Raw genomic sequence first — 20,845 nt, forward strand, 5'->3', positions numbered from 1 at the left:
ATGACCACCGCACAGACCATCCGCCTCAGCGAGTCCTGCGACCTCCTCGCCCTCGTGCCGTACCGGCTCGGCTTCCACCCCGCAGAGTCCGCCGTCCTCGTCACCCTGACCGGCACGCCACAGGGCACGCGCCGGGTCGGGCTCGTGGCACGCATGGACCTCAGCGACCTCGACGAGCCCAGCAGGGGTCCCGCGGCCGCGGCGGTCCTGGCGGGCCACGTCGCCGCGACGGAGCCGGACGAGGGGCTCCTGGTGCTCTACACCGACACCCCGGACGACTCCGGCCGGCTGGAGGCCGTCGTCGCCCACCTCACGGACGCTCTGGACGCCGAGCTGTGGCCGGTCGCCCCCGACCTCGAGACGTGGGTCGTGGGCCCGGACGGCTGGGCGCACCTCGACGCGTGCGACTGCTGCCCCGCCGCCGGTCGCCCCCTCGCCGAGCTCTCGGCGTCGGCGGGGGCCCTCGCGATGGTCGTCGCCGGGTACGGCGCCACCGGCCGGCGGTCCGACCTGGGGGTCGAACGGGTGACGGACACCGACGCGCTGGGGGCTGCGCACGTCGCGGCGGAGGAGGAGCGGCGACGCCGGGCGGCGGTGCTGCGCTCCTGCGGCGGTGCGCCTCTCGTGCGCGGGGCGGCGTTCGGCGTACCCGGCGCCCGGCCCGCCCGCGACCAGCTCCCGCTCGAGCGCTGGCGGGAGGACGCGGCACGCCTGTGGGACGGTGCGGTCGCCAGCGCCGGACCGGGCCCGGCCGGCGGGGCGTCCGCCGAGGCGCTCGGCAGGCTCCTCGTCGCGCTCGGGGACAAGGTGGTCCGAGACGCCGTCGTCGCCGCGGCCATGGTGGGCGGGGGCGCGTGCACGGCGGAGTTCCTGGACCCCGACGTGGTCGTGCGCGCCTTCGAGACCGAGACGCCGCCGGACCTCGGTGCCGTCGGCGCCGCGATCGCGCTCGCCCACCGGGTAGCGGCGCACGCACCGCCCGGCGACGGCGGCCCGGCCCTCGGCCTGCTGGCCTACCTCGCGTGGTGGGGGAACGAGGGGGCGCGGGCCGACGTCGTCGCGCGGCAGGCCCTCGCCGAGGAGCCCGGGCACCGACTGGCCGAGCTGGTGGTCGCCGCGCTCGACGCCGGCGTGCCGCCCGCGTGGGTGGGGCGTCGATGACGGACCCGTCCCGCAGCCGCTCTCCCGGCCCGCCACGCGCTCTCCGGGTCCTGGCCGGGCCGCCGATCGGGTAACGTCCCCGCCACGGTCACCGGGGGCCGCCCTCTCGGCGGCAGGAACGGAGCAGGTATGGCGGTCGTCGTGGGTTACGTGACCACGAAGGAAGGCTCGGCGGCGCTCGACGCGGCCGTGACGGAGGCCCGACGGCGGGACTCGCGCCTCGTCGTGGTCCTCGCGCGCCGCTCGCAGGGCGAGGAGAGCTCGACGCTCGAGGCCGAGGCCGACACCGTGCGCGACCTCCTCGACGACGCCGACATCGCGTACGACATCCGGCAGCTGCGCCGCTCCGAGGATGTCGCGGAGTCGCTCGTCGCGACCGCGGAGGAGGTCGGCGCCGAGCTCATCGTCATCGGACTGCGCCGCCGCTCGCCCGTGGGCAAGCTCATCCTGGGCTCGAACGCGCAGCGCATCCTGCTCGACGCGCCCTGCCCCGTCCTCGCCGTCAAACCCGTCAGCGCCCCCTGAGGCTGCCCGCCCCGCGGGCGGTGGTAGCGTGCAGCCACGCGGGAGCCGGTAGTGGGCGCCGCCACAAACTGCATATCGGGCCGTCATGAGTCGGCACGGGAGAGTCGTCCTCGCGACGCACCGAAGGAGCAACCGCCCCGGCAATCTCTCAGGTTCCAGCACCGTGTCGATCAGGCCACTCTGGAAAGCAGTCCCACGCGCGGCCTCGTGCGGCGCGTGACGGCTCACCCACGGTGAAAGGGATCCACGGGGATCCCGAAGCTCTCAGGTAACCAGCACAGAGGGGGAGCCGTTCGACGTGCGCGACCGCGCACCGGCCCGACGACCGACGGAGCTCCACGCATGACCACCGACCTCCTGCGCACCCCGCTCTACCCCGTGCACCGCGACGCCGGCGCGGCCAGCACACCGTTCGCGGGCTGGGAGATGCCGCTGCGCTACACCTCCGACCTCGCCGAGCACGCCGCGGTGCGCGAGCGCGCCGGCCTGTTCGACCTGTCCCACATGGGCCAGATCGAGGTGTCCGGCCCGGGGGCGGCGGACGCGCTGGACCACGCCCTCGTCTCCCGCAGCTCGACCCTGGCCGTCGGGCGGGCCCGCTACACGATGATGGTCGCGCCCGACGGCGGGGTGCTGGACGACCTCATCGTCTACCGCCTCGCCGAGACGGAGTTCCTCGTCGTCGCCAACGCCGCCAACCGCACCGTCGTGCTCGACGAGCTGACCGTCCGTTCCGGCGAGCGCGTCCACATCGCCGACCGCACCGAGGCGCGTGCGCTCGTGGCGCTGCAGGGCCCGGTCTCCACCGAGGTGCTCCAGCGCGTCACCGACGCCGACCTCGGAGCGCTGCGGTACTACGCGTCGGCCCCCGCCGAGGTCGCGGGCGTGCCCGTACTCCTCGCCCGTACCGGCTACACCGGCGAGGTGGGGTTCGAGCTGTCCGCCCCGGCCTCCTCCGCCGTCGACCTGTGGACCGCGCTGCTGGAGGCCGGCTCGGACGCCGGGGTGGTCCCGTGCGGGCTCGCCTGCCGCGACACGCTCCGGCTCGAGGCCGGCATGCCCCTGTACGGGCACGAGCTCACCCGCGACGTCACGCCCTACGAGGCCGGGCTGGGCCGCGTCGTCGACCTCGAGCATGACTTCGTCGGCCGCGACGCCCTCGCCCGGCGCGCGGAGAACCCGACCGGGACGACGCTCGTCGGTCTCGCCGGGGAGGGCCGGCGCGCCGCCCGCGCGGGCAGCGCGGTGCTCGACGGCGACGGCGAGATCGGCACGGTGACCTCCGGCGTCCTGTCTCCCACGCTCGGCCGCCCGATCGCCATGGCGCTCCTCGACGAGGCCCGCGCCGCCGTTGGGACCGTCCTGGAGGCCGACGTGCGCGGCCGCCGCCAGCCCATGACCGTCGTCGACCTCCCCTTCTACCGCCGGCCCCGATGACCCGGCGCACCAGACCTGACGGCGCCGCACGGCGTCCGTCCCGCACCTCGTCCCCGACCAGTCATTCCCGCACCGAACGGAGCCACCCGTGAGCTACCCCGACGACCGCCAGTACACCGCCGACCACGAGTGGATCGCCGTCGACGGCGACACCGCGCGCGTGGGCATCACCTCCTACGCCACCGAGGCGCTCGGCGACGTGGTGTACCTCGACCTGCCCGAGGTCGGCGCCACCGTCTCGGCCGGCGAGTCCTGCGGCGAGATCGAGTCCACCAAGTCCGTCTCCGACCTCGTGGCCCCCGCCGGGGGCGAGGTCCTCTCGGTGAACGAGGCAGCCGTCGACTCGCCCGAGACCGTCAACTCCGACCCGTACGACGAGGGCTGGCTCTACACCCTGCGCGTGACCGACCTGCCCGAGGGCCTCCTCGACGCCGACGGCTACGCCTCGCTGGTGGAGGGGCAGGGCGCGTGAGGGCGTTCTCCGACCGTCACATCGGGACCGACGCCGGCGCGCAGGAGCAGATGCTCGCCGCCGTCGGCGTCACCACCCTCGAGGAGCTGGTCGAGGCGGCCGTCCCGGACTCGATCCAGGACGAGGGCGCACCCGCCGGCCTGCCCGAGGCCGCGTCTGAGCACGAGGTGCTCGCCCGCCTGCGCGGCCTCGCCGCCCGCAACACGGTGCGGACCTCGATGATCGGCCAGGGGTACTACGACACGCTCACCCCGCCGGTCATCCAGCGCAACGTGCTGGAGAACCCCGCCTGGTACACCGCCTACACCCCGTACCAGCCCGAGATCTCCCAGGGCCGCCTCGAGGCGCTGCTGAACTTCCAGACGATGGTCATCGACCTCACCGGCCTGGAGGTGGCCGGGGCGTCCATGCTCGACGAGGCGACCGCGGCCGCCGAGGCGATGCTGCTGGCCCGCCGGGCCACGAAGGGCGCGGGGGGCCGGTTCGTCGTCGACGCGGACACCCTCGCCCAGACCCTGGCGGTGCTGGAGACCCGGGCGGCCCCGCTCGGCATCGAGCTCGTGCGCGCCGACCTCGCCGAGGGGCTCGACGGCGTCGACCTCGACGGCGTCTTCGGCGTGCTCGTCCAGCTTCCCGGCGCGTCGGGGCGGGTGCTGCCCCGCTCGGTGCTCGACCGGGTCGTCGGCGCCGCCCACGAGGCCGGCGCGCAGGTGGTCGTCGCGGCCGACCTGCTGGCGGCGACGCTCCTCACGCCCGCCGGCGAGCTCGGCGCGGACATCGCAGTCGGCACCACCCAGCGTTTCGGGGTGCCGCTCGGTCTCGGCGGTCCGCACGCCGGCTACCTGAGCGTGCGCAAGGGCCTGGAGCGTCAGCTTCCCGGCCGGCTGGTCGGGGTCTCCCGCGACGCCGACGGCGACACCGCGCTCCGGCTCGCGCTGCAGACCCGCGAGCAGCACATCCGCCGGGAGAAGGCCACCTCGAACATCTGCACCGCCCAGGTCCTGCTCGCCGTCATGGCCTCGATGTACGCCGTGTACCACGGGCCCGACGGGCTTCGGGAGATCGCCGAGGGCGTCCACACCCGGACGCGCGCGCTCGCGGCCGGGCTGCGGCGGGCGGGGGTCCGCCTCGCCCACGAGCACTACTTCGACACCCTCGAGCTGGACGTGCCGGGGCAGGCCGAGGCCGTGCGCCGGGCGGCGCTGGAGGAGAACATCACCGTCTGGGTCGAGGACGGCGACCGCGTGCGAGTCTCCGTGGACGAGGCCACCACCGACGAGGACGTCGCCGCGCTCGCGGCGGCGGTCGCCCGGACGGTCGGGGCTGCGGCCGACGCCGCCCCCGGCGGCGGTGCGGACGACATGCGGCCCGAGGAGACGGCCGGGGGGGCCGCCGAGGTGGCCCTGCCCGCGGACATGCGCCGCACCAGCGAGTACCTCACGCACCCCGTCTTCTCGAGCTACCGCACCGAGACGGCGATGATGCGCTACCTGCGCCGGCTCTCGGACAAGGACTACGCGCTCGACCGAGGCATGATCCCGCTCGGCTCGTGCACGATGAAGCTCAACGCGGCGGCCGAGATGGCCGCGATCAGCTGGCCGGGCTTCGCCCGCATCCACCCCTTCGCGCCGGCCGAGGACGTCGAGGGCTACCTGGAGCTGATCCACGACCTCGAGCGCTGGCTGGCCGCCGCCACCGGCTACGACGCCGTGAGCCTGCAGCCCAACGCCGGCTCGCAGGGCGAGCTCGCCGGCCTGCTGGCCATCCGGGGCTACCACCGCTCCCGCGGGGACTCCGAGCGCGACGTGTGCCTGATCCCGGCCTCCGCGCACGGCACCAACGCGGCGTCCGCGGTGCTGGCCGGCCTGCGCGTGGTCGTCGTGGCCACCGACGAGGGCGGCAACGTCGACGTGGCGGACCTGCACGCCAAGATCGAGGAGCACGCCTCCCGGCTCGCCTGCATCATGATCACCTACCCGTCCACCCACGGGGTGTACGAGGAGCAGGTCCGCGAGGTCTGCGAGGCGGTGCACGCCGCGGGCGGCCAGGTCTACATCGACGGCGCGAACCTCAACGCCCTCGTGGGGCACGCCCGTCCCGGCGCCTTCGGCGGGGACGTCTCCCACCTGAACCTGCACAAGACCTTCTGCATCCCCCACGGCGGCGGGGGCCCGGGCGTCGGGCCGGTCGCGGCGCGGGCGCACCTCGCGCCCTTCCTGCCGGGCCACCCGCTGGCGCAGGACGGCGACCGGCGCTCCGGGGCCGTCTCCGCGGCGCCGTACGGCTCGCCGTCGATCCTTCCCATCAGCTGGGCGTACATCGCGCTCATGGGCGGGGAGGGGCTGCGGCGCGCCACCGGAGCGGCGGTTCTCGCCGCGAACTACGTGGCCGCCCGGCTGCAGGAGTACTACCCGGTCCTCTACCGGGGCGAGAGCGGCCACGTCGCTCACGAGTGCATCCTCGACCTACGGCCGCTGCGGGCCGCCACCGGCGTCACGGTGGACGACGTCGCCAAGCGCCTCATCGACTACGGCTTCCACGCCCCGACCATGAGCTTCCCGGTCGCCGGCACCCTGATGGTCGAGCCGACCGAGAGCGAGGACCTGGCCGAGCTCGACCGGTTCTGCGAGGCGATGGCGGCCATCCACGCCGAGGCGCAGCAGGTGGCGGCCGGTGCCTGGCCGCAGGAGGACAACCCGCTCGTCAACGCCCCGCACACGGCGCAGATGCTGACGGGGGAGTGGGACCACCCGTACACGCGGGCCGAGGCCGTCTACCCGGTGCCCTCGCTGGTCGAGGGCAAGTACTGGCCGCCCGTGCGACGCGTGGACGGCGCCTACGGCGACCGGCACCTCGTCTGCGCGTGCCAGCCCGTCGAGGCGTACGGCACGACGTCCTGACGCGGACGGCGGACGGCGGCCGACGAGCTACCGACGGCGCCCCGGGCGGTCCGTGAGCGGACCGCCCGGGGCGCCGTCGTGCCGTGCGCGCGGGCACCGTCGTCGCGCACGCACAGGGATACGGGCCCGACGGAGGGCATAACCATGGGGGTCGCGACGTTGTGACGGGTGCGGCGGGCAGCCGGGCCCGCCGATCTCGGATGTCGCCACGACCACGAACAAGGGTGCCGGGCTGGCTCGCCGAGGCTATAATTATAGGGTTGCGACGGTCTGAACGGATCGATCGTCGGCCCCCGCACCCCGCCGAAAGGTTATTCGTGACGTCCTCCTCTGCCTCCAAGACCACCTCCGCCCGCAAGGCGGGCCAGCCCGCTGAGGCCCCGGTGGACCAGGCTGCGCCGGCCGAGACGGCCGCGGCGCGGAAGGCGACGTCGAAGACTGCCGCCAAGAAGGCGCCGGCCAAGGCCCAGCCCGCGGAGCCCGCCAAGTCCGCCTCGCGCGCCAAGAAGGGTTCGCTCAAGGCGGTGCCCGACGTCGCCGAGGAGCCCGAGGCCAAGGACGACGAGACGCCCGCCGGCGAGACCGGCTTCGTCGTCTCGGACGCCGACGACGACGACGCGCCCGTCCAGCAGGTCGTCACCGCCGGGGCCACCGCGGACCCGGTGAAGGACTACCTCAAGCAGATCGGCAAGGTCGCCCTGCTGAACGCCGAGCAGGAGGTCGAGCTCGCCAAGCGCATCGAGGCCGGCCTGTTCGCCGAGGAGAAGCTGGCGGCCGAGAGCGAGAACCTGGCACCGAAGCTGCGCCGCGAGCTGCAGTGGATCGCCAACGACGGTCACCTCGCCAAGAACCACCTGCTCGAGGCGAACCTCCGTCTCGTGGTCTCCCTGGCCAAGCGGTACACCGGTCGCGGCATGCTGTTCCTGGACCTGATCCAGGAGGGCAACCTCGGTCTGATCCGCGCGGTGGAGAAGTTCGACTACACCAAGGGCTACAAGTTCTCCACCTACGCCACGTGGTGGATCCGTCAGGCCATCACCCGTGCGATGGCGGACCAGGCGCGCACCATCCGCATCCCGGTCCACATGGTCGAGGTCATCAACAAGCTCGCCCGCGTGCAGCGGCAGATGCTCCAGGACCTGGGCCGGGAGCCCACCCCGGAGGAGCTCGCCAAGGAGCTCGACATGACCCCCGAGAAGGTCGTCGAGGTCCAGAAGTACGGCCGCGAGCCGATCTCGCTGCACACCCCGCTGGGCGAGGACGGCGACAGCGAGTTCGGTGACCTCATCGAGGACTCCGAGGCCGTCGTCCCGGCCGACGCGGTCAGCTTCACGCTCCTGCAGGAGCAGCTCCACGCCGTGCTCGACACGCTCTCCGAGCGAGAGGCGGGCGTCGTCTCCATGCGGTTCGGGCTGACCGACGGACAGCCGAAGACCCTCGACGAGATCGGCAAGGTCTACGGCGTGACGCGCGAGCGGATCCGCCAGATCGAGAGCAAGACCATGTCGAAGCTCCGTCACCCCAGCCGCTCGCAGGTCCTGCGCGACTACCTGGACTGAGCTGCCCGCACGCACGGCACGAGGCCCGCACCGTCACGGTGCGGGCCTCGTGCTCTTCGGGCGCTGCGGCGCAGGCTATCCCGGTGACGGGCGACGACGACGTGCCGCGTGCGCAGGGTGCGAGATGGCCTTCCAGACCGATCGTCGTGGCCCTGGCCGTCAGCGTCGCCGCGCACGCCTGGGGCGCGAGCAGGGCGCTCCGGAAGGAGCAGCGCTCGCTCGACGCGCTCTTCCCGTCGCCGGAAATCAGCGTGAGCTCGCCACCGGGGCGCCCGTAGGCTCGCGGCCATGACGACGCCGCCGCTCGCCCCGCCCCGTGCCACCGCCCTGACCTGGCGCCCGATCGCCGTCGCCGACGTGCCGTCCTGGCACGAGCTCGTGCAGGCAGTGGAGGCGCACGACGACACCTCGGAGCGCAACACGCCCGACGACCTTGTCGACACGCTGACGGACGGCAGCTGGAAGGACCCTGCCGCCGACACGATCCTCGGGCTCGACAACGACGGCCTGCCGCGCGCGTTCGGCGTCGTCGAGGTCCGGCCGGGCGACACCCGCACCGTGCGCGCCTTCTGCTGGGGCGGCGTCCATCCGGGATGGAGGGGCCGCGGCATCGGCCGGGAGGTCCTGCGCTGGCAGGAGGAGTGCGCCCGGCGGAAGGTCGCCGTTGCCGCGCGCGAGCTCCCCGCCGTGATGCGGGTGCACGCCGACGAGCACGTGCTGCCCGCGCGCCGCCTGCTCGAGCGTGCGGGGTTCCGCCCGGAGCGCTGGTTCGTCGACATGACCCGCCCGCTCGACGCCGCTCACCCTGTCCCGGAGATCATCCTGGAGGCGCCCCTGCGGCTGGTGCCCCTCGGCGACGTCCCGGCCGAGGCGGTCAGGCTCGCCCACAACGAGTCCTTCGCCGGGCACTGGGGCAGTGAGCCTCGTTCTGCCGAGGACTGGCAACGGTCGGTGGTCGGCTCGCGATACCTCCGGCCGGACTGGAGCTTCGTGGTGCTCGACGGGGACGAGGTCGCAGGGTACACGGTCGCCTCGGCCTACGAGCAGGACTGGGAGGTCCAGGGCTACACCTGCGGCTGGACGGACCTCCTAGGCGTGCGGCCGGCCTGGCGCCGCCGGGGCGCCGCGCCCGCGCTGCTGGCCGCCTCCATGCGCGCGTTCGCCGCCGCCGGCATGGAGCGTGCCGATCTGGGCGTGGACACCGAGAACGGGTCCGGGGCCCTGGCGCTGTACACGCGCCTCGGCTATCGCGCCGACCGGAAGGGCATTGCCTACACCAAGGCTCTCTGACCGAGCCGTAGCACCGCGAACCGTCCGCGGCGCCGCCCACCGCCAACCAACCGCGGCGCCACCGACCGCCACGCGCGGGTGGGCGCCACGCGCCGATGCCACTACGCGCCATGCGCCATACGTCGGTGACCGCAGGTGGACCGCCGTCGGCGTCCAAACATCTAGTTGCAAAGGAGTGCTTGCAAAGGCTCCTTTGTATCGGTACGGTTCTCGCATGACCACCGGCCAGCCCGCCCCGCAGGAGCGGCCCCAGCGCGTCCTCGACGTCGTGGCGCTCAAGGCGCTCGCGCACCCGCTGCGCACCCAGCTGTGGGACGCGCTGATGGCGGGTCCTGCGACGGCCAGCCAGCTTGCCGAGCGGCTCGGGGAGTCCTCGGGCCTGACCAGCTATCACCTGCGCCAGCTCGCCAAGCACGGCTTCATCGAGGAGGCGCCCGGGCGGGGCACGGGGCGCGAGAAGTTCTGGCGCGTCGTCGAGGCGGACACCCGTATCGAGCACGGGCGTGCACGGACGCCGGCCGGTCGTGAGGCTCTCGCGATCTTCGGCGACGAGTGGTTGCGGCTGCGCTACCGCTCCGCCGCCCGCTACCACGAGCGCAAGCGCTCGGGCCGTGAGGAGGAGTGGGCCGGGGCCGCTGCCGACCTGGACTCCTACCTGCATGCGACCCGGGAGGAGCTCTCCGAGATGGTCGAGGAGTACACGGAGCTTCTCACCCGGTGGGGGGAGCGGCTGGGCGCCCGGAGCGAGAACGAGCGCCCGCCCGGCGCCCGGACCGTCGAGATCCAGTTCCGAGCGTTTCCGCGCGATCCTGGCGCGCCCCCGGGCGCCGGGACGAGCGACGACCGACCTGCCGAGGGGAGGGAGAGATGATGGACCCGAGCCTGATCGACGCCTTCACCGCACGCAGCCTGGGCGTGCCGATGGACGAGATGCTGCGGGGCCGGGCCGCACGGCTCAGCCCTCGCCGCAGCGCCCGTCGGCGCACCCCGTTCCTCAGCACGGACCGCCCCCGGCCCGACGCGCAGCTCTGACTGGCGCGCAGCTCTGAGAAGAAGTGATACGACGACAACGACGGCCGCCACCCGTTCGGGTGGCGGCCGTCGTCGCAGTTCGGGTCGCGGTCAGCGGGCCGCGGCGCCCTCCTCGGAGTGGAGGCGGTCGGTCTCGTCGTGGATCTGCGTGGCGACCTTGCGCAGGGCGTCCTGGTGCTTGCGGGCGTGGTGGGCGCAGAAGAGCAGCTCACCCGTCGCCATGTGCACGCGGACGTACGCCTGCGCACCGCAGGCGTCGCAGCGGTCCTGGGCGGTCAGGGCGGGGACATCGGTCGTAGTGCTCACACCGACATACAACCATCAGACCCCGCCTTCCATACCGCGGGGGCGCGGCGGTTCGCTCCCGGCGTAGCAGCTGTGGCCCCCGACACCGGCGCCGTCGCGGTGATCCGGCGCACGACTCGCGGGTCGGAGCAGGAACCGGCGCCGCAGAAAACCTAGGATCGTCGGGTGTCCACCGCCATCGCCACCGGGTCCAGCTACACCGCGCGCCACCTCTCCGTGCTCGAGGGGCTCGAGGCCGTCCGCAAGCGGCCCGGCATGTACATCGGCTCGACCGACTCGCGCGGGCTCATGCACTGCCTGTGGGAGATCATCGACAACTCGGTCGACGAGGCGCTCGAGGGGCACGCGAGCAAGATCGACATCGTGCTCCACCCGGACAGCTCGGTGGAGGTGCGCGACGACGGCCGCGGGATCCCGGTCGACACCGTCGAGTCGGTCGGTCTCAGCGGCGTCGAGGTTGTCTTCACGAAGCTGCACGCCGGCGGGAAGTTCGGCGGCGGCTCGTACGCGGCCTCGGGCGGCCTCCACGGTGTGGGCGCCTCGGTGGTCAACGCGCTCTCCTCGCGGCTCGACGTCGAGGTCGACCGCGGCGGCAAGACCTACCGCATGACCTTCCACCGCGGCGAGCCGGGCGTGTTCGACGACCGCAAGGGCGTCTCACCGGACGCCCCGTTCGAGCCGTTCACCTCCTCCTCGGAGCTCACGGTGGCCGGCAAGGTCAAGCGCGGGGTGTCGGGCACCCGGGTGCGCTACTGGGCCGACCGCCAGATCTTCCCGGTGACCGCGGAGTTCTCCTACGCGGACCTCGTCGAGCGGGCGCGGCAGACCTCCTTCCTCGTCCCCGGGCTGACCCTGACGGTGCGCGACGAGCGCGGTCTGCCCGGCACGCCGGGGGAGGCGGGGCCGGTCGAGGAGGTCTTCCGGCACGACGGCGGAGTGGTCGACTTCGCGGAGTTCCTCGCCACCGACGCGTCGGTGACCGACACCTGGCGGCTCCAGGGCGAGGGCACGTTCACCGAGGTCGTCCAGCAGCTCGACGGCAAGGGGCACCTGCGCCCCGTGGAGCTGGAGCGGCGCTGCGAGGTGGAGATCGCGCTGCGGTGGGGCATCGGCTACGACACCACCGTGCGGACCTTCGTCAACATCATCGCCACGCCCAAGGGCGGCTCCCACCTCGCCGGGTTCGAGCAGGGGCTGCTGAAGACGCTGCGCAAGCAGATCGAGACCAACGCCCGCCGGCTGAAGGTCACCGCCCGGGACGGCAAGGTCGAGAAGGACGACGTCCTGGCCGGGCTGACCGCCGTCGTCACGGTCCGGTTCCCCGAGCCGCAGTTCGAGGGGCAGACCAAGGAGGTCCTGGGCACGGCCCCGATCCGCGGCATCGTGTCCAAGGTCGTCGAGACCGAGCTGACCTCGTTGCTGACGTCCGCGAAGCGCCACGAGAAGGTCCAGGCCGCCTCGCTGCTGGAGAAGGTCGTCGGCGAGATGCGGGCCCGGGTCTCGGCCCGCCTGCAGAAGGAGATCTCGCGGCGCAAGAACGCGCTGGAGTCCTCGACCCTCCCGGCGAAGCTGGCCGACTGCCGCAGCGACGACGTCGAACGCTCCGAGCTGTTCATCGTCGAGGGCGACAGCGCGCTCGGCACGGCCAAGCTCGCCCGCTCCAGCGACTTCCAGGCCCTCCTGCCCATCCGCGGGAAAATCCTCAACGTCCAGAAGGCCTCGCCGGGCGACATCCTCAAGAACGCCGAGGTGGCCTCCATCATCCAGGTCATCGGCGCCGGCTCCGGGCGCACCTTCGACATCTCCCAGGCCCGCTACGGCAAGATCGTGCTGATGACCGACGCGGACGTCGACGGCGCCCACATCCGCACCCTGCTGCTCACCCTGTTCTTCCGCTACATGCGGCCCCTGGTCGAGGCCGGGCGCGTCTACGCGGCCGTACCGCCGCTGCACCGCATCGAGATCGCGGGCTCCGGCGGGCGCAAGGGCGAGGTCGTCTACACCTACTCCGAGGCGGAGCTGACGAACCTGCTCCGCAAGCTCGAGCGGTCCGGCAAGCGGTACAAGGAGCCGATCCAGCGCTACAAGGGCCTGGGGGAGATGGACGCCCACCAGCTCGCCGAGACCACCATGGACCCCGCCCGCCGCACGCTGCGCCGCATCTCGATGGCGGACGAGGAGTCGCTCCTGGAGGCGGAACGGGTCTTCGAGCTGCTCATGGGCAACGAGGTGGCCCCGCGCAAGGACTTCATCGTCGCCGGCGCCCACCAGATCTCGGCCGACCGCATCGACGCCTGACGCCCGGCACGGCGTGGGCGCCCACGGTGAGAACGATCACCGGCGGCCAGCCAGTGCCGAAAGTCCCGATCGGTAGGATCGGGGCATGTCCTTCCAGGCGAGCTCCCGGACCCCGCTGGCCGAGAGACTGCGTGCCCCCGAGGTCGCCGAGGTGCCGGGCGCGCACCACGGGCTGACGTGGCGCACGCTCGGGGCCGAGGACGCCGACGCGGTCCTCGACCTCGTCGCCCGCTGCGCTGCCGTCGACAGGCCGGTCTCCGCGCCGAGCCCGGTCCAGGTGGCCGACGCGTTCGACCCGGCCCACACGATGGTGCGCGACTCCCTCGGCGGCTTCTCGGCCGACGGCACGCTGCAGGCCATGGCCGTCGTCTACCTCCCGCCGGGCGACACCGACATCCTGCGCGCCTTCCTCACCGCGACCATCGACCCCGCCTGGCGCGGGCGGGGCATCGGGCGGGCGCTGCTGGACTGGCAGGACGGCCGGGCCCGCCAGCTGCTCGCCGCCGACGGGCGCGACCTGCCGGCCCGGCTGGCGGCGTACGTCGACGAGCACCTCGCCGACCGCCGGCGCCTGTACGTCGCGGCCGGGTTCAGCCCCAAGCGCGTCTTCCAGGAGATGCGCCGGCCCGTGTCCGAACCTCTCCCGCCGGCCCCGCTGCCGGCAGGGATGCGCATGGTGGACTTCTCGCCGGAGCTCGACGAGGAGGTGCGGCGCACCCACAACGAGGCCTTCGCCGACCACTGGGGCTCGCAGCCCCTGACGGCGGAGTCCTGGCACCGCGTCCTGCGCGAGCTCGAGCCGCGGTGGTCGAAGGTCGCCCTGGCCCGCACCTCCGACGGCTCGGAGGAGGTGGCCGGCTACGCGCTCACCTCACGGCACGAGCACGCCTGGGCCCAGCTCGGCTTCTCGGAGGGCTACACCGAGCTCGTCGGCGTCAGGCGGACCTACCGCGGGCGGGGCGTCGCGCGGTGCCTCCTGGTCGCCGTCGTCGAGGCCCTCGCCGCGGACGGCATCGAGTCGGCCGGTCTCGACGTCGACACAGTGAACCCCAGCGGCGCCAACGGTTTCTACGAGCGTCTCGGGTACCGGCGGCAGGGCGCCCAGATCCTCTACACGATCGAGATATGAGCCCCGCCGGGTCCGGAAAATGACTCCCTCACCGTCCACGACGTAGGGTCACGCTCGTGCCAACCCCCGTCATCGATCCCGACGACGTCGCGCGCTCGTCCGCGCCGGCGCCGCTGGCCGAGCGCGCCCAGGCACCGGCAGTCCTCGTCCCGCCCCCCGACGGCGGCGGGCTCGTGTGGCGCCCGCTGACGCAGGCCGACGGCGCGGCCCTCGTCTCCCTCGTCTCCCGCATCGAGGACGCGGACAACCCGCCCTACCGCACCTCGGCCGAGGAGACGCTGGAGTACTTCCACCACAGCCACCGCTGGAGCGCCCTCGGCGCGTGGGAGGCCGACCGGCTCGTCGCGTTCGGGTTCGTGCGGGTCCGTCACGGTGACACCGTGAAGGTCCGGGCCTTCTGCTCCGGCGGGGTCACCCCGGAGCGCCGCGGGCAGGGTCTCGGCGGGGCGCTGCTGGACTGGCAGATCGGCCGGGCGCGCCAGATGCTCGCCGAGTCCGAGCGGGAGGCACCGGCCCGCATCGTCGTGCACGTGGACGACGACATGGAGGTCCTCGCCGGGCAGCTGCGCCGCCGTGGCTTCGAGCCACGCCGCTGGTACTCCCAGCTCCGGCGCGACCTCTCCCTGCCCATCCCCGACGTCCGGCTGGACCGCCCCCTGTCCGTCGAGCCGTGGACCCCCGAGATCGACGACGCCGTCCGCCGCGCCCACAACAAGGCGTTCGGGGACCAGTGGGGCTCCCAGCCGCACACCCCGGAGACGTGGGCCGAGGGCCGCACGCACCACGCCCCGAGCTGGAGCTTCGTCGCCCTGGACCGGTCCAGCGACCGCGCGCAGGTGGCCGGCTACCTCATGTCCAGCCGGTACGACCAGGACTGGCCCGCGCTCGGCTGGAGCGAGGGCTACACCGAGATCCTGGGCGTGCTGCCGGACTGGCGGGGCAAGCACGTGGCGACCGCCCTCCTGACGCGCGCCATGCGGGCGTACGCCGACGACGGCATGCAGTACGCCGGCCTGGACGTCGACGCCGACAACCCGACGGGCGCGACGGCGCTGTTCATGAACCTCGGGTACGAGCGCACCCGCGGCTCGGCCATGTACACGATCGAGATCTGAGCGGCCCACCGCGTACGGTCGCGCCCCGCCGGGCGGCCCAGCACGGCCGCGGAGGCCGGCCCGTGGGCTCGCGCGGCCACGTTGGCTGGCCGGTCGGCCCCGGGGCGGGCCACGTTGGCTGGCCGGTCGGCCCCCGGGCGGGCCACGTTGGCTGGCCGGTCGGCCCCGGGGCGGCCACGAGAACGCCCTAAGTGCTCGTCCCAGGCTCGGAACGAGCAGTGAGGGCGTTCTCGCCGGGGCGGGGGACAGCCGACGCCGCGCTGAGCCGGCCGAAGCGGGCACAGCGACGGCGGGCGGAAGGCGCCCCGCGCGTCAGCCGATCGCCGCCACCGGGGCCGGCAGGGCCTGCCCGGAGCCGTCCCGTCGCTCGTCCGGGGCGGGCAGCGGCACGGACTGGCCGCCCGACCCGACCGCGCGGGCGGGCTCGGGCCCGACCCAGGCGAGCTGGAGGCAGTCCTCGCCGCGCAGGAACCGCTGCGCGCGCACCCCGCCGGTCGCCCGGCCCTTGGCGGGGTAGCGGTCCAGCGGCGTGACCTTGGCGCTGCCGGGAACGGTCCCGGGCAGCGCGCCGGCGGTGCCGGCGATCGTGACGACGACGGAGGAGGAGACGTCGTCCTCACCGACGATCGCGAGGTGGATCAGCTGCGCACCGTCGGCGAGCCGCATCCCGGCGATCCCACGGCCCGTGCGGCCCTGCGGACGGACGGCGGAGGCGTCGAAGCGCAGCAGGTGCGCGTCGGAGGAGACCAGGACCAGTCGGTCGGCGTCGGTGGCGTGGCCGCAGCCGACCACCCGGTCGCCGTCGGCCAGCGAGATCACCTGCCAGCTGTCCTTGTTGGCGGGCCGCTCGCCGGTGACCCGCTTGACCACCCCGGCGGCGGTGGCGAGGACGAGGGGCGCGGCGTCGTCGTCGAGACGGGCGAGGCCCACGACGTCCTCGTCCTTCTCCAGGGTGAGGAGCTCGGTGAGGGGGACACCGCCGGACAGGCTCGGCGCGGCGCCGGTGGGCGGCAGGCCCGGCGCGTCCAGGACGTCCAGACGGAGCACCCGGCCCGCGGTGGTCACCACGCCCACGTGCCCGCGGACGGTGGCGGGCACGGCGTGGGCCAGCGCGTCGTGCGCGGAGCGCGGGCCCGAGCGCAGGGGGGCGTCGCCGTCGGCGGTGCGGGCGAGCAGCCCCGTGCCGGACAGGAGGACCCAGCAGGGGCCGTCGGCGATCTCCAGCGGGGTCGCGGAGCCGCGGGCGGCGCGCGCCGCGGGGCCGGCGGCCGCCTGGGTGACCGGACCGCCCGCGTGCTCGAGGAGCACGGTCCGGCGGGGGGTGCCGAACTGCTGGGAGGCGGCGGCGAGCTCGTCGGAGACCACCTCGCGCAGGAGGGCGTCGGAGTCGAGGATGGCCTGCAGCTCGGCGATCTGGCGGGCCAGCTCGTCGCGCTCGGCCTCGAGCTCGATGCGGGAGAACTTCGTCAGCCGGCGCAGCCGCAGGGCGAGGATGTAGTCGGCCTGCGGCTCGTCGAGGTCGAAGACGGCCATGAGCCGCACCCGGGCGGCCTCGGCGTCGTCGGAGGAGCGGATGACGGCGATGACCTCGTCGATGTCCGCGATCGCGAGGAGGAGGCCGGCGACCAGGTGAGCGCGCTCGGTGGCGCGGGCGAGGCGGTGCGCGGTACGGCGGCGGACCACCTCGAGGCGGTGGGTGACGTACACCTGGAGCAGCTCGCGCAGGCCGAGCGTGCGGGGCTGGCCGTCGACCAGGGCGACGTTGTTGATGCCGAAGGACTCCTCCATCGGCGTGTGCCGGTAGAGCTGCTCGAGCACCGCGTCGGGGTTGAACGTGTTCTTGATCTCGATGACCAGGCGCAGCCCGTGGTGGCGGTCGGTGAGGTTCTGCACGTTCGTGATGCCCTGGAGCTTGCGGGCGTTGACCGCCTCCTTGATCTTCTCGATCACCCGCTCCGGGCCCACCATGTAGGGCAGCTCGGTGACGACGATGCCCTTCTTGCGGGCCGTGATGTTCTCCACCCGCGCGGTGGCTCGGGTGCGGAAGCTGCCGCGGCCCGTGGCGTAGGCCTCGCGCACGCCCTCCAGGCCGATGATCTTCCCGCCCTCGGGCAGGTCGGGACCGGGCACGAACCGCATAAGGTCCTCGAGCGTGGCGTCCGGGTTCGCGATGAGGTGGCGCGCGGCGGCCACGACCTCCACCAGGTTGTGCGGGGGCATGTTCGTCGCCATGCCCACGGCGATGCCGGTGGCACCGTTGACGAGCAGGTTCGGCAGCGCCGCCGGCAGCACGGACGGCTGGGTCAGCTGGTTGTCGTAGTTGGGGACGAAGTCGACCGTGTCCTCGCCCAGGTCCGCCGTCATCGCCAGCGCCGCCGGGGCGAGGCGGGCCTCGGTGTACCGGGAGGCGGCCGGGCCGTCGTCGAGCGAGCCGAAGTTCCCGTGCCCGTCCACCATCGGCAGCCGCATGGCGAACGGCTGCGCGAGGCGCACCATCGCGTCGTAGATGGCGCTGTCGCCGTGCGGGTGGAGCTTGCCCATGACCTCGCCCACCACACGGGCCGACTTCACGTGGCCGCGGTCCGGGCGCAGGCCCATCTGGTCCATCTGGAACAGGATGCGGCGCTGCACCGGCTTCAGGCCGTCGCGGGCGTCGGGCAGGGCGCGGGAGTAGATGACGGAGTACGCGTACTCCAGGAAGGAGCCCTGCATCTCCGTGGAGACGTCGATGTCGACGATCTTCTCCGGCGGCACTTCGGCGGTGGGGGTCTTGCGCGGCATGGGGTCGATTGTCCCCGATCCTCGGGCCCGCGCCGCGCAGCGCCACGGCGGGAGGGCCGCGCGGCCGTGGGCTGGCTAGGCTCGGGCCATGGACGAGGAGGCCACGACGTCGACGCCGACCGCCCCGTACCCCGCGGAGTGGGAGGCGGACGTCGCCCTGCGTGACGGCGCCGCCATGCACATCCGGCCCATCCTCCCCGACGACGCCGACGCCCTCCAGCGCATGCACCTGGGGCAGTCGGCCCAGTCGGTCTACTTCCGCTTCTTCGCCCCGATGGAACGGCTCAGCGACAAGGACCTGCACCGGTTCACGCACGTCGACCACCACGACCGGGTCGCGCTCGTGCTCACCGAGGGCAGCGAGATCCGCGCCGTCGGCCGCTTCGACGTCGTGGCGGCCGGGGAGGCGGAGGTCGCGTTCTACGTGGCCGACACCGAGCAGGGCCGCGGTCTGGGCTCCGTGCTCCTGGAGCACCTGGCGGCCGCCGCCCGCGAGCGCGGCGTCCACCGGTTCGTCGCCGACGTCCTGCCCGGCAACGCCAAGATGATCCGCGTCTTCTCCGACGCCGGGTACGAGGTGGAGCAGCGGATGGAGGACGGCGTCGTGTCGGTCTCCTTCGACATCGAGGAGACCGAGCGGTCCTGGCGGGTCATGGCGGAACGGGAGCGCCACGCCGAGGCGCTGAGCATGCGGGCCGTCCTGGCCGCGACCTCCCTCGTGGTGGTGCGCCTCGGGCCCGACGGCGGCGAGGGCCACGTCCTGGCTGCCGCGGCCGCGCGCTCGGTGCTCACCAGCGGCGGGTTCGGCGGGCCGGTGCACCTGGTCGGCCTCGCCGAGGAGACGGCGCCCGGTCCCGACGGCGCAGCGGTCCGCCGGCACGACAGCCTCGCCTCGGTCGAGAGGCCGGTCGAGCTGGCGGTGGTCGCCGGGCCGTCCGAGGACGTCGTCGACGCCGTCCCCGCGCTCGGCGAGCTGGGCGTGCGCGCCCTGGTGGTGCTCTCCCACGGGTGGGGCGAGCAGGGTCCGGCGGGGATGCACCGTCAGCGCCGGCTGCTGCGCCGCACCCGCGAGGCGGGGATGCGGGTGGTGGGGCCGGCCAGCTTCGGCGTGGTCGGCAACGGGGAGGCGGGCCGGTACAACGCGTCGCTGTGGGCCGACGGCCCGGACCCGACCGCCCGGCGCGGCATCGGCCTGTTCTGCCAGTCAGCGTCGGCCGGCCTGGCCCTGCGCTCCACGGCGGCCCGGCGCGGCCTGCCCGTCGCGAGCTTCCTGTCCTCCGGGCTGCGCGTGGACGTCTCCGGCAACGACACCATGCAGTTCTGGTCCGTGCACGAGCCGACGGCCGTGGGCGCGGTGTACCTGGAGTCGATCGGTAACCCGCGCAAGTTCTCCCGGATCGCCCGCCACCTCTCGGCGACCACCCCGCTGGTGGCCGTCGTCTCCGGCCAGACCGGCCAGGCGACCCCGCCCGGCCACGCCGTGCGCACCTCCACCCAGCCGCAGCGGGTGCTCACCGAGATGCTCCGCCAGGCGGGGGTCGTGCGGGCCCGGACGCAGCGGGAGATGCTCGACGTCGCCGGGCTCCTCCTGGCCCAGCCGCTGCCCGCCGGCCCGCGCACCGCCGTCGTCTCCTCCTCCGCCTCGCTCGCGGCGCTCGTGGCCGACGTCGCGGCGGCCCAGGGGCTGCAGGTCGCGGGCCGGCCGGTCACCCTCGACCCGCTGGCGGGGGCCGAGGCGTACGAGGCGGCCCTTGCCGCCCTGCGGGCCCGGGACGACTGGGACGCCGTCGTCATCGCGGTCGCGCCGCCCCCGGGACGCACCGACCCCGCTGTGGCGGCGGCGATCGCCCGGGCCGCGTCGGACGACCCGCGTACCTGGGTGTCCAGCGTGCACGGGCTGCACGGGCTGACGGCGGAGCTGAGCGCGGGGGAGAGCTGCGTGCCGTCGATGACGACCGTCGAGGACGCCGTGACGGCCCTGGCCGGGGCGATGCGGCACGCCGCCTGGCGCGAGCACGCGGACGACCCGCTGGTCGACCCGGCCGGCATCGACCCGGTGGCGGCGCGGGAGGTGCTCGCCGAGCCGCTCGGCGCGCTCGGGGCGGGGCGCCGGGAACGCCTCGACACCGGCACGGCGCAGCGGCTGCTGGCCTGCTACGGGATCGACACCCTGCCCGCCACCACGGTCGACGGGCCGGACGCGGCCGTGGCCGCGGCGGAGCGGATCGGGTGGCCGGTCGCCCTGAAGACCAAGAACGAGGTCCTGCGCCACCGCACCGACCTCGGCGGCGTGCGGCTGGACCTCACCGACGCGGACGCGCTGCGCGAGGCGATGGCGCTGATGGAGAACCGCACGCGGGAGGTGCTGGGCCGCACGTCCGCGTTCGAGGTCCAGGCGATGGCGCCGCCGGGGGTGGCGTGCGTGGTCCGCGGCACGGAGGACGACCTGTACGGGCCCGTGGTCTCCTTCGGCCTGGGCGGGGACGCCACCGAGCTGCTCGGGGACGTCTCCCACCGCATCACCCCGCTGACGGCGTCGGACGTGGCCGACATGGTCCGTTCTGTCCGCGCCGCCCCGCGGCTGCTCGGGCACCGGGGCCTGCCGCCGGTCGACGTCGCCGCGCTGGAGGACGTGATCGCGCGGGTGTCGATGCTCACCGACGACCTGCCCGAGGTGGTCGACGTGACGCTCAACCCCGTCATCGTGGGGGAGCGGGGCGCGTGCATCACGTCCTTCTCGGTCGAGGTCGCCCACCCCGTGCGCCAGGACGCCGGACGACGCGCCCTGCCGATCCCCCCGGCAGAGGACGAGGAGCGCGCCGGGGTGGGACAATGACGCG

Annotated in this window: 15 protein-coding genes and 2 riboswitches; of the genes, 13 read left to right on the forward strand and 2 right to left on the reverse strand. The window is 74.1% G+C overall.

Going from position 1 to position 20,845, the window contains the following annotated elements:
* The 9 genes from ATJ97_RS01670 to ATJ97_RS19645 all read left to right on the forward strand — a co-directional run bounded on the left by ATJ97_RS01670 (nucleotide 1) and on the right by ATJ97_RS19645 (nucleotide 10,376).
* Nucleotides 1-1,161 carry a DUF4192 domain-containing protein gene (locus ATJ97_RS01670; RefSeq protein ID WP_098482260.1) on the forward strand — a complete coding sequence of 387 codons (1,161 nt, stop codon included), beginning with the start codon at nucleotides 1-3 and terminating at the stop codon, nucleotides 1,159-1,161.
* A gap of 129 nt (nucleotides 1,162-1,290) precedes the next feature.
* A complete protein-coding gene (locus ATJ97_RS01675; protein ID WP_098482261.1) occupies nucleotides 1,291-1,686 on the forward strand; it encodes a universal stress protein in 396 nt (131 codons plus the stop codon).
* A gap of 86 nt (nucleotides 1,687-1,772) precedes the next feature.
* A riboswitch (glycine riboswitch) is annotated at nucleotides 1,773-1,860 on the forward strand.
* Nucleotides 1,861-1,977, forward strand: a riboswitch (glycine riboswitch).
* A gap of 51 nt (nucleotides 1,978-2,028) precedes the next feature.
* A complete protein-coding gene (gcvT, locus tag ATJ97_RS01680) occupies nucleotides 2,029-3,123 on the forward strand; it encodes a glycine cleavage system aminomethyltransferase GcvT (RefSeq protein ID WP_098482262.1) in 1,095 nt (364 codons plus the stop codon).
* Between the two features lie 88 nt (nucleotides 3,124-3,211).
* On the forward strand, nucleotides 3,212-3,595 hold the full coding sequence (gcvH, locus tag ATJ97_RS01685; RefSeq protein ID WP_098482263.1) for a glycine cleavage system protein GcvH: 384 nt from the start codon (nucleotides 3,212-3,214) through the stop codon (nucleotides 3,593-3,595).
* 50 nt (nucleotides 3,596-3,645) lie between these two features.
* Entirely contained in the window at nucleotides 3,646-6,495 is a 2,850-nt protein-coding gene (gene gcvP, locus ATJ97_RS01690) for an aminomethyl-transferring glycine dehydrogenase (protein ID WP_245862764.1), read from the forward strand.
* Nucleotides 6,496-6,812: 317 nt separating this feature from the next.
* Nucleotides 6,813-8,054: an RNA polymerase sigma factor gene (locus ATJ97_RS01695; protein ID WP_245861983.1), complete on the forward strand. Its 1,242-nt coding sequence runs from the start codon at nucleotides 6,813-6,815 to the stop codon at nucleotides 8,052-8,054.
* A gap of 288 nt (nucleotides 8,055-8,342) precedes the next feature.
* On the forward strand, nucleotides 8,343-9,344 hold the full coding sequence (locus tag ATJ97_RS01700) for a GNAT family N-acetyltransferase (protein WP_098482266.1): 1,002 nt from the start codon (nucleotides 8,343-8,345) through the stop codon (nucleotides 9,342-9,344).
* A 214-nt stretch (nucleotides 9,345-9,558) separates the two neighbouring features.
* Entirely contained in the window at nucleotides 9,559-10,215 is a 657-nt protein-coding gene (locus ATJ97_RS01705) for a helix-turn-helix domain-containing protein (protein WP_098482267.1), read from the forward strand.
* Nucleotides 10,212-10,376, forward strand: a complete 165-nt coding sequence (locus ATJ97_RS19645) for a hypothetical protein (RefSeq protein WP_170037047.1) — start codon at nucleotides 10,212-10,214, stop codon at nucleotides 10,374-10,376. Before ATJ97_RS01705 ends, ATJ97_RS19645 begins: the two co-directional genes overlap by 4 nt.
* 90 nt (nucleotides 10,377-10,466) lie before the next feature.
* Here ATJ97_RS19645 and ATJ97_RS01710 read toward each other — a convergent pair whose 3' ends face one another.
* Nucleotides 10,467-10,682 (reverse strand): DUF7455 domain-containing protein, encoded by a 216-nt coding sequence (locus ATJ97_RS01710; protein WP_098482268.1) that lies wholly within the window; start codon nucleotides 10,680-10,682, stop codon nucleotides 10,467-10,469.
* Between the two features lie 165 nt (nucleotides 10,683-10,847).
* Between ATJ97_RS01710 and ATJ97_RS01715 the strand changes: the two genes are divergently transcribed.
* From ATJ97_RS01715 to ATJ97_RS01725, 3 genes are all read left to right on the forward strand, one after another.
* Complete coding sequence (locus ATJ97_RS01715; protein WP_245861986.1) at nucleotides 10,848-12,980, forward strand: DNA gyrase/topoisomerase IV subunit B; 2,133 nt, start codon at nucleotides 10,848-10,850, stop codon at nucleotides 12,978-12,980.
* A gap of 85 nt (nucleotides 12,981-13,065) precedes the next feature.
* Entirely contained in the window at nucleotides 13,066-14,109 is a 1,044-nt protein-coding gene (locus ATJ97_RS01720; protein ID WP_098482269.1) for a GNAT family N-acetyltransferase, read from the forward strand.
* Nucleotides 14,110-14,165: 56 nt separating this feature from the next.
* On the forward strand, nucleotides 14,166-15,224 hold the full coding sequence (locus ATJ97_RS01725; RefSeq protein ID WP_245861987.1) for a GNAT family N-acetyltransferase: 1,059 nt from the start codon (nucleotides 14,166-14,168) through the stop codon (nucleotides 15,222-15,224).
* A 312-nt stretch (nucleotides 15,225-15,536) separates the two neighbouring features.
* Here the strand turns inward: ATJ97_RS01725 and ATJ97_RS01730 are convergent, their stop codons facing one another.
* A complete protein-coding gene (locus ATJ97_RS01730) occupies nucleotides 15,537-18,005 on the reverse strand; it encodes a DNA gyrase/topoisomerase IV subunit A (RefSeq protein ID WP_098482270.1) in 2,469 nt (822 codons plus the stop codon).
* Nucleotides 18,006-18,093: 88 nt separating this feature from the next.
* Between ATJ97_RS01730 and ATJ97_RS01735 the strand changes: the two genes are divergently transcribed.
* Nucleotides 18,094-20,841: a GNAT family N-acetyltransferase gene (locus tag ATJ97_RS01735; RefSeq protein ID WP_098482271.1), complete on the forward strand. Its 2,748-nt coding sequence runs from the start codon at nucleotides 18,094-18,096 to the stop codon at nucleotides 20,839-20,841.
* The last annotated feature ends 4 nt before the right edge of the window (nucleotides 20,842-20,845 follow it).

It is taken from the genome of Georgenia soli, from assembly GCF_002563695.1.
Lineage (GTDB): Bacteria > Actinomycetota > Actinomycetes > Actinomycetales > Actinomycetaceae > Georgenia > Georgenia soli.

Excerpts from the sequence above, each read along its gene's own strand:
- ATJ97_RS01720 (WP_098482269.1), top strand. The coding sequence starts at position 13,066 with ATGTCCTTCCAGGCGAGCTCCCGGACCCCGCTGGCCGAGAGACTGCGT.
- ATJ97_RS01705 (WP_098482267.1), top strand. The coding sequence starts at position 9,559 with ATGACCACCGGCCAGCCCGCCCCGCAGGAGCGGCCCCAGCGCGTCCTC.
- ATJ97_RS19645 (WP_170037047.1), top strand. The coding sequence starts at position 10,212 with ATGATGGACCCGAGCCTGATCGACGCCTTCACCGCACGCAGCCTGGGC.
- ATJ97_RS01670 (WP_098482260.1), top strand. The coding sequence starts at position 1 with ATGACCACCGCACAGACCATCCGCCTCAGCGAGTCCTGCGACCTCCTC.
- ATJ97_RS01735 (WP_098482271.1), top strand. The coding sequence starts at position 18,094 with ATGGACGAGGAGGCCACGACGTCGACGCCGACCGCCCCGTACCCCGCG.
- gcvT (WP_098482262.1), top strand. The coding sequence starts at position 2,029 with ATGACCACCGACCTCCTGCGCACCCCGCTCTACCCCGTGCACCGCGAC.
- ATJ97_RS01730 (WP_098482270.1), bottom strand. The coding sequence starts at position 18,005 with ATGCCGCGCAAGACCCCCACCGCCGAAGTGCCGCCGGAGAAGATCGTC.
- ATJ97_RS01700 (WP_098482266.1), top strand. The coding sequence starts at position 8,343 with ATGACGACGCCGCCGCTCGCCCCGCCCCGTGCCACCGCCCTGACCTGG.
- ATJ97_RS01675 (WP_098482261.1), top strand. The coding sequence starts at position 1,291 with ATGGCGGTCGTCGTGGGTTACGTGACCACGAAGGAAGGCTCGGCGGCG.
- gcvP (WP_245862764.1), top strand. The coding sequence starts at position 3,646 with ATGCTCGCCGCCGTCGGCGTCACCACCCTCGAGGAGCTGGTCGAGGCG.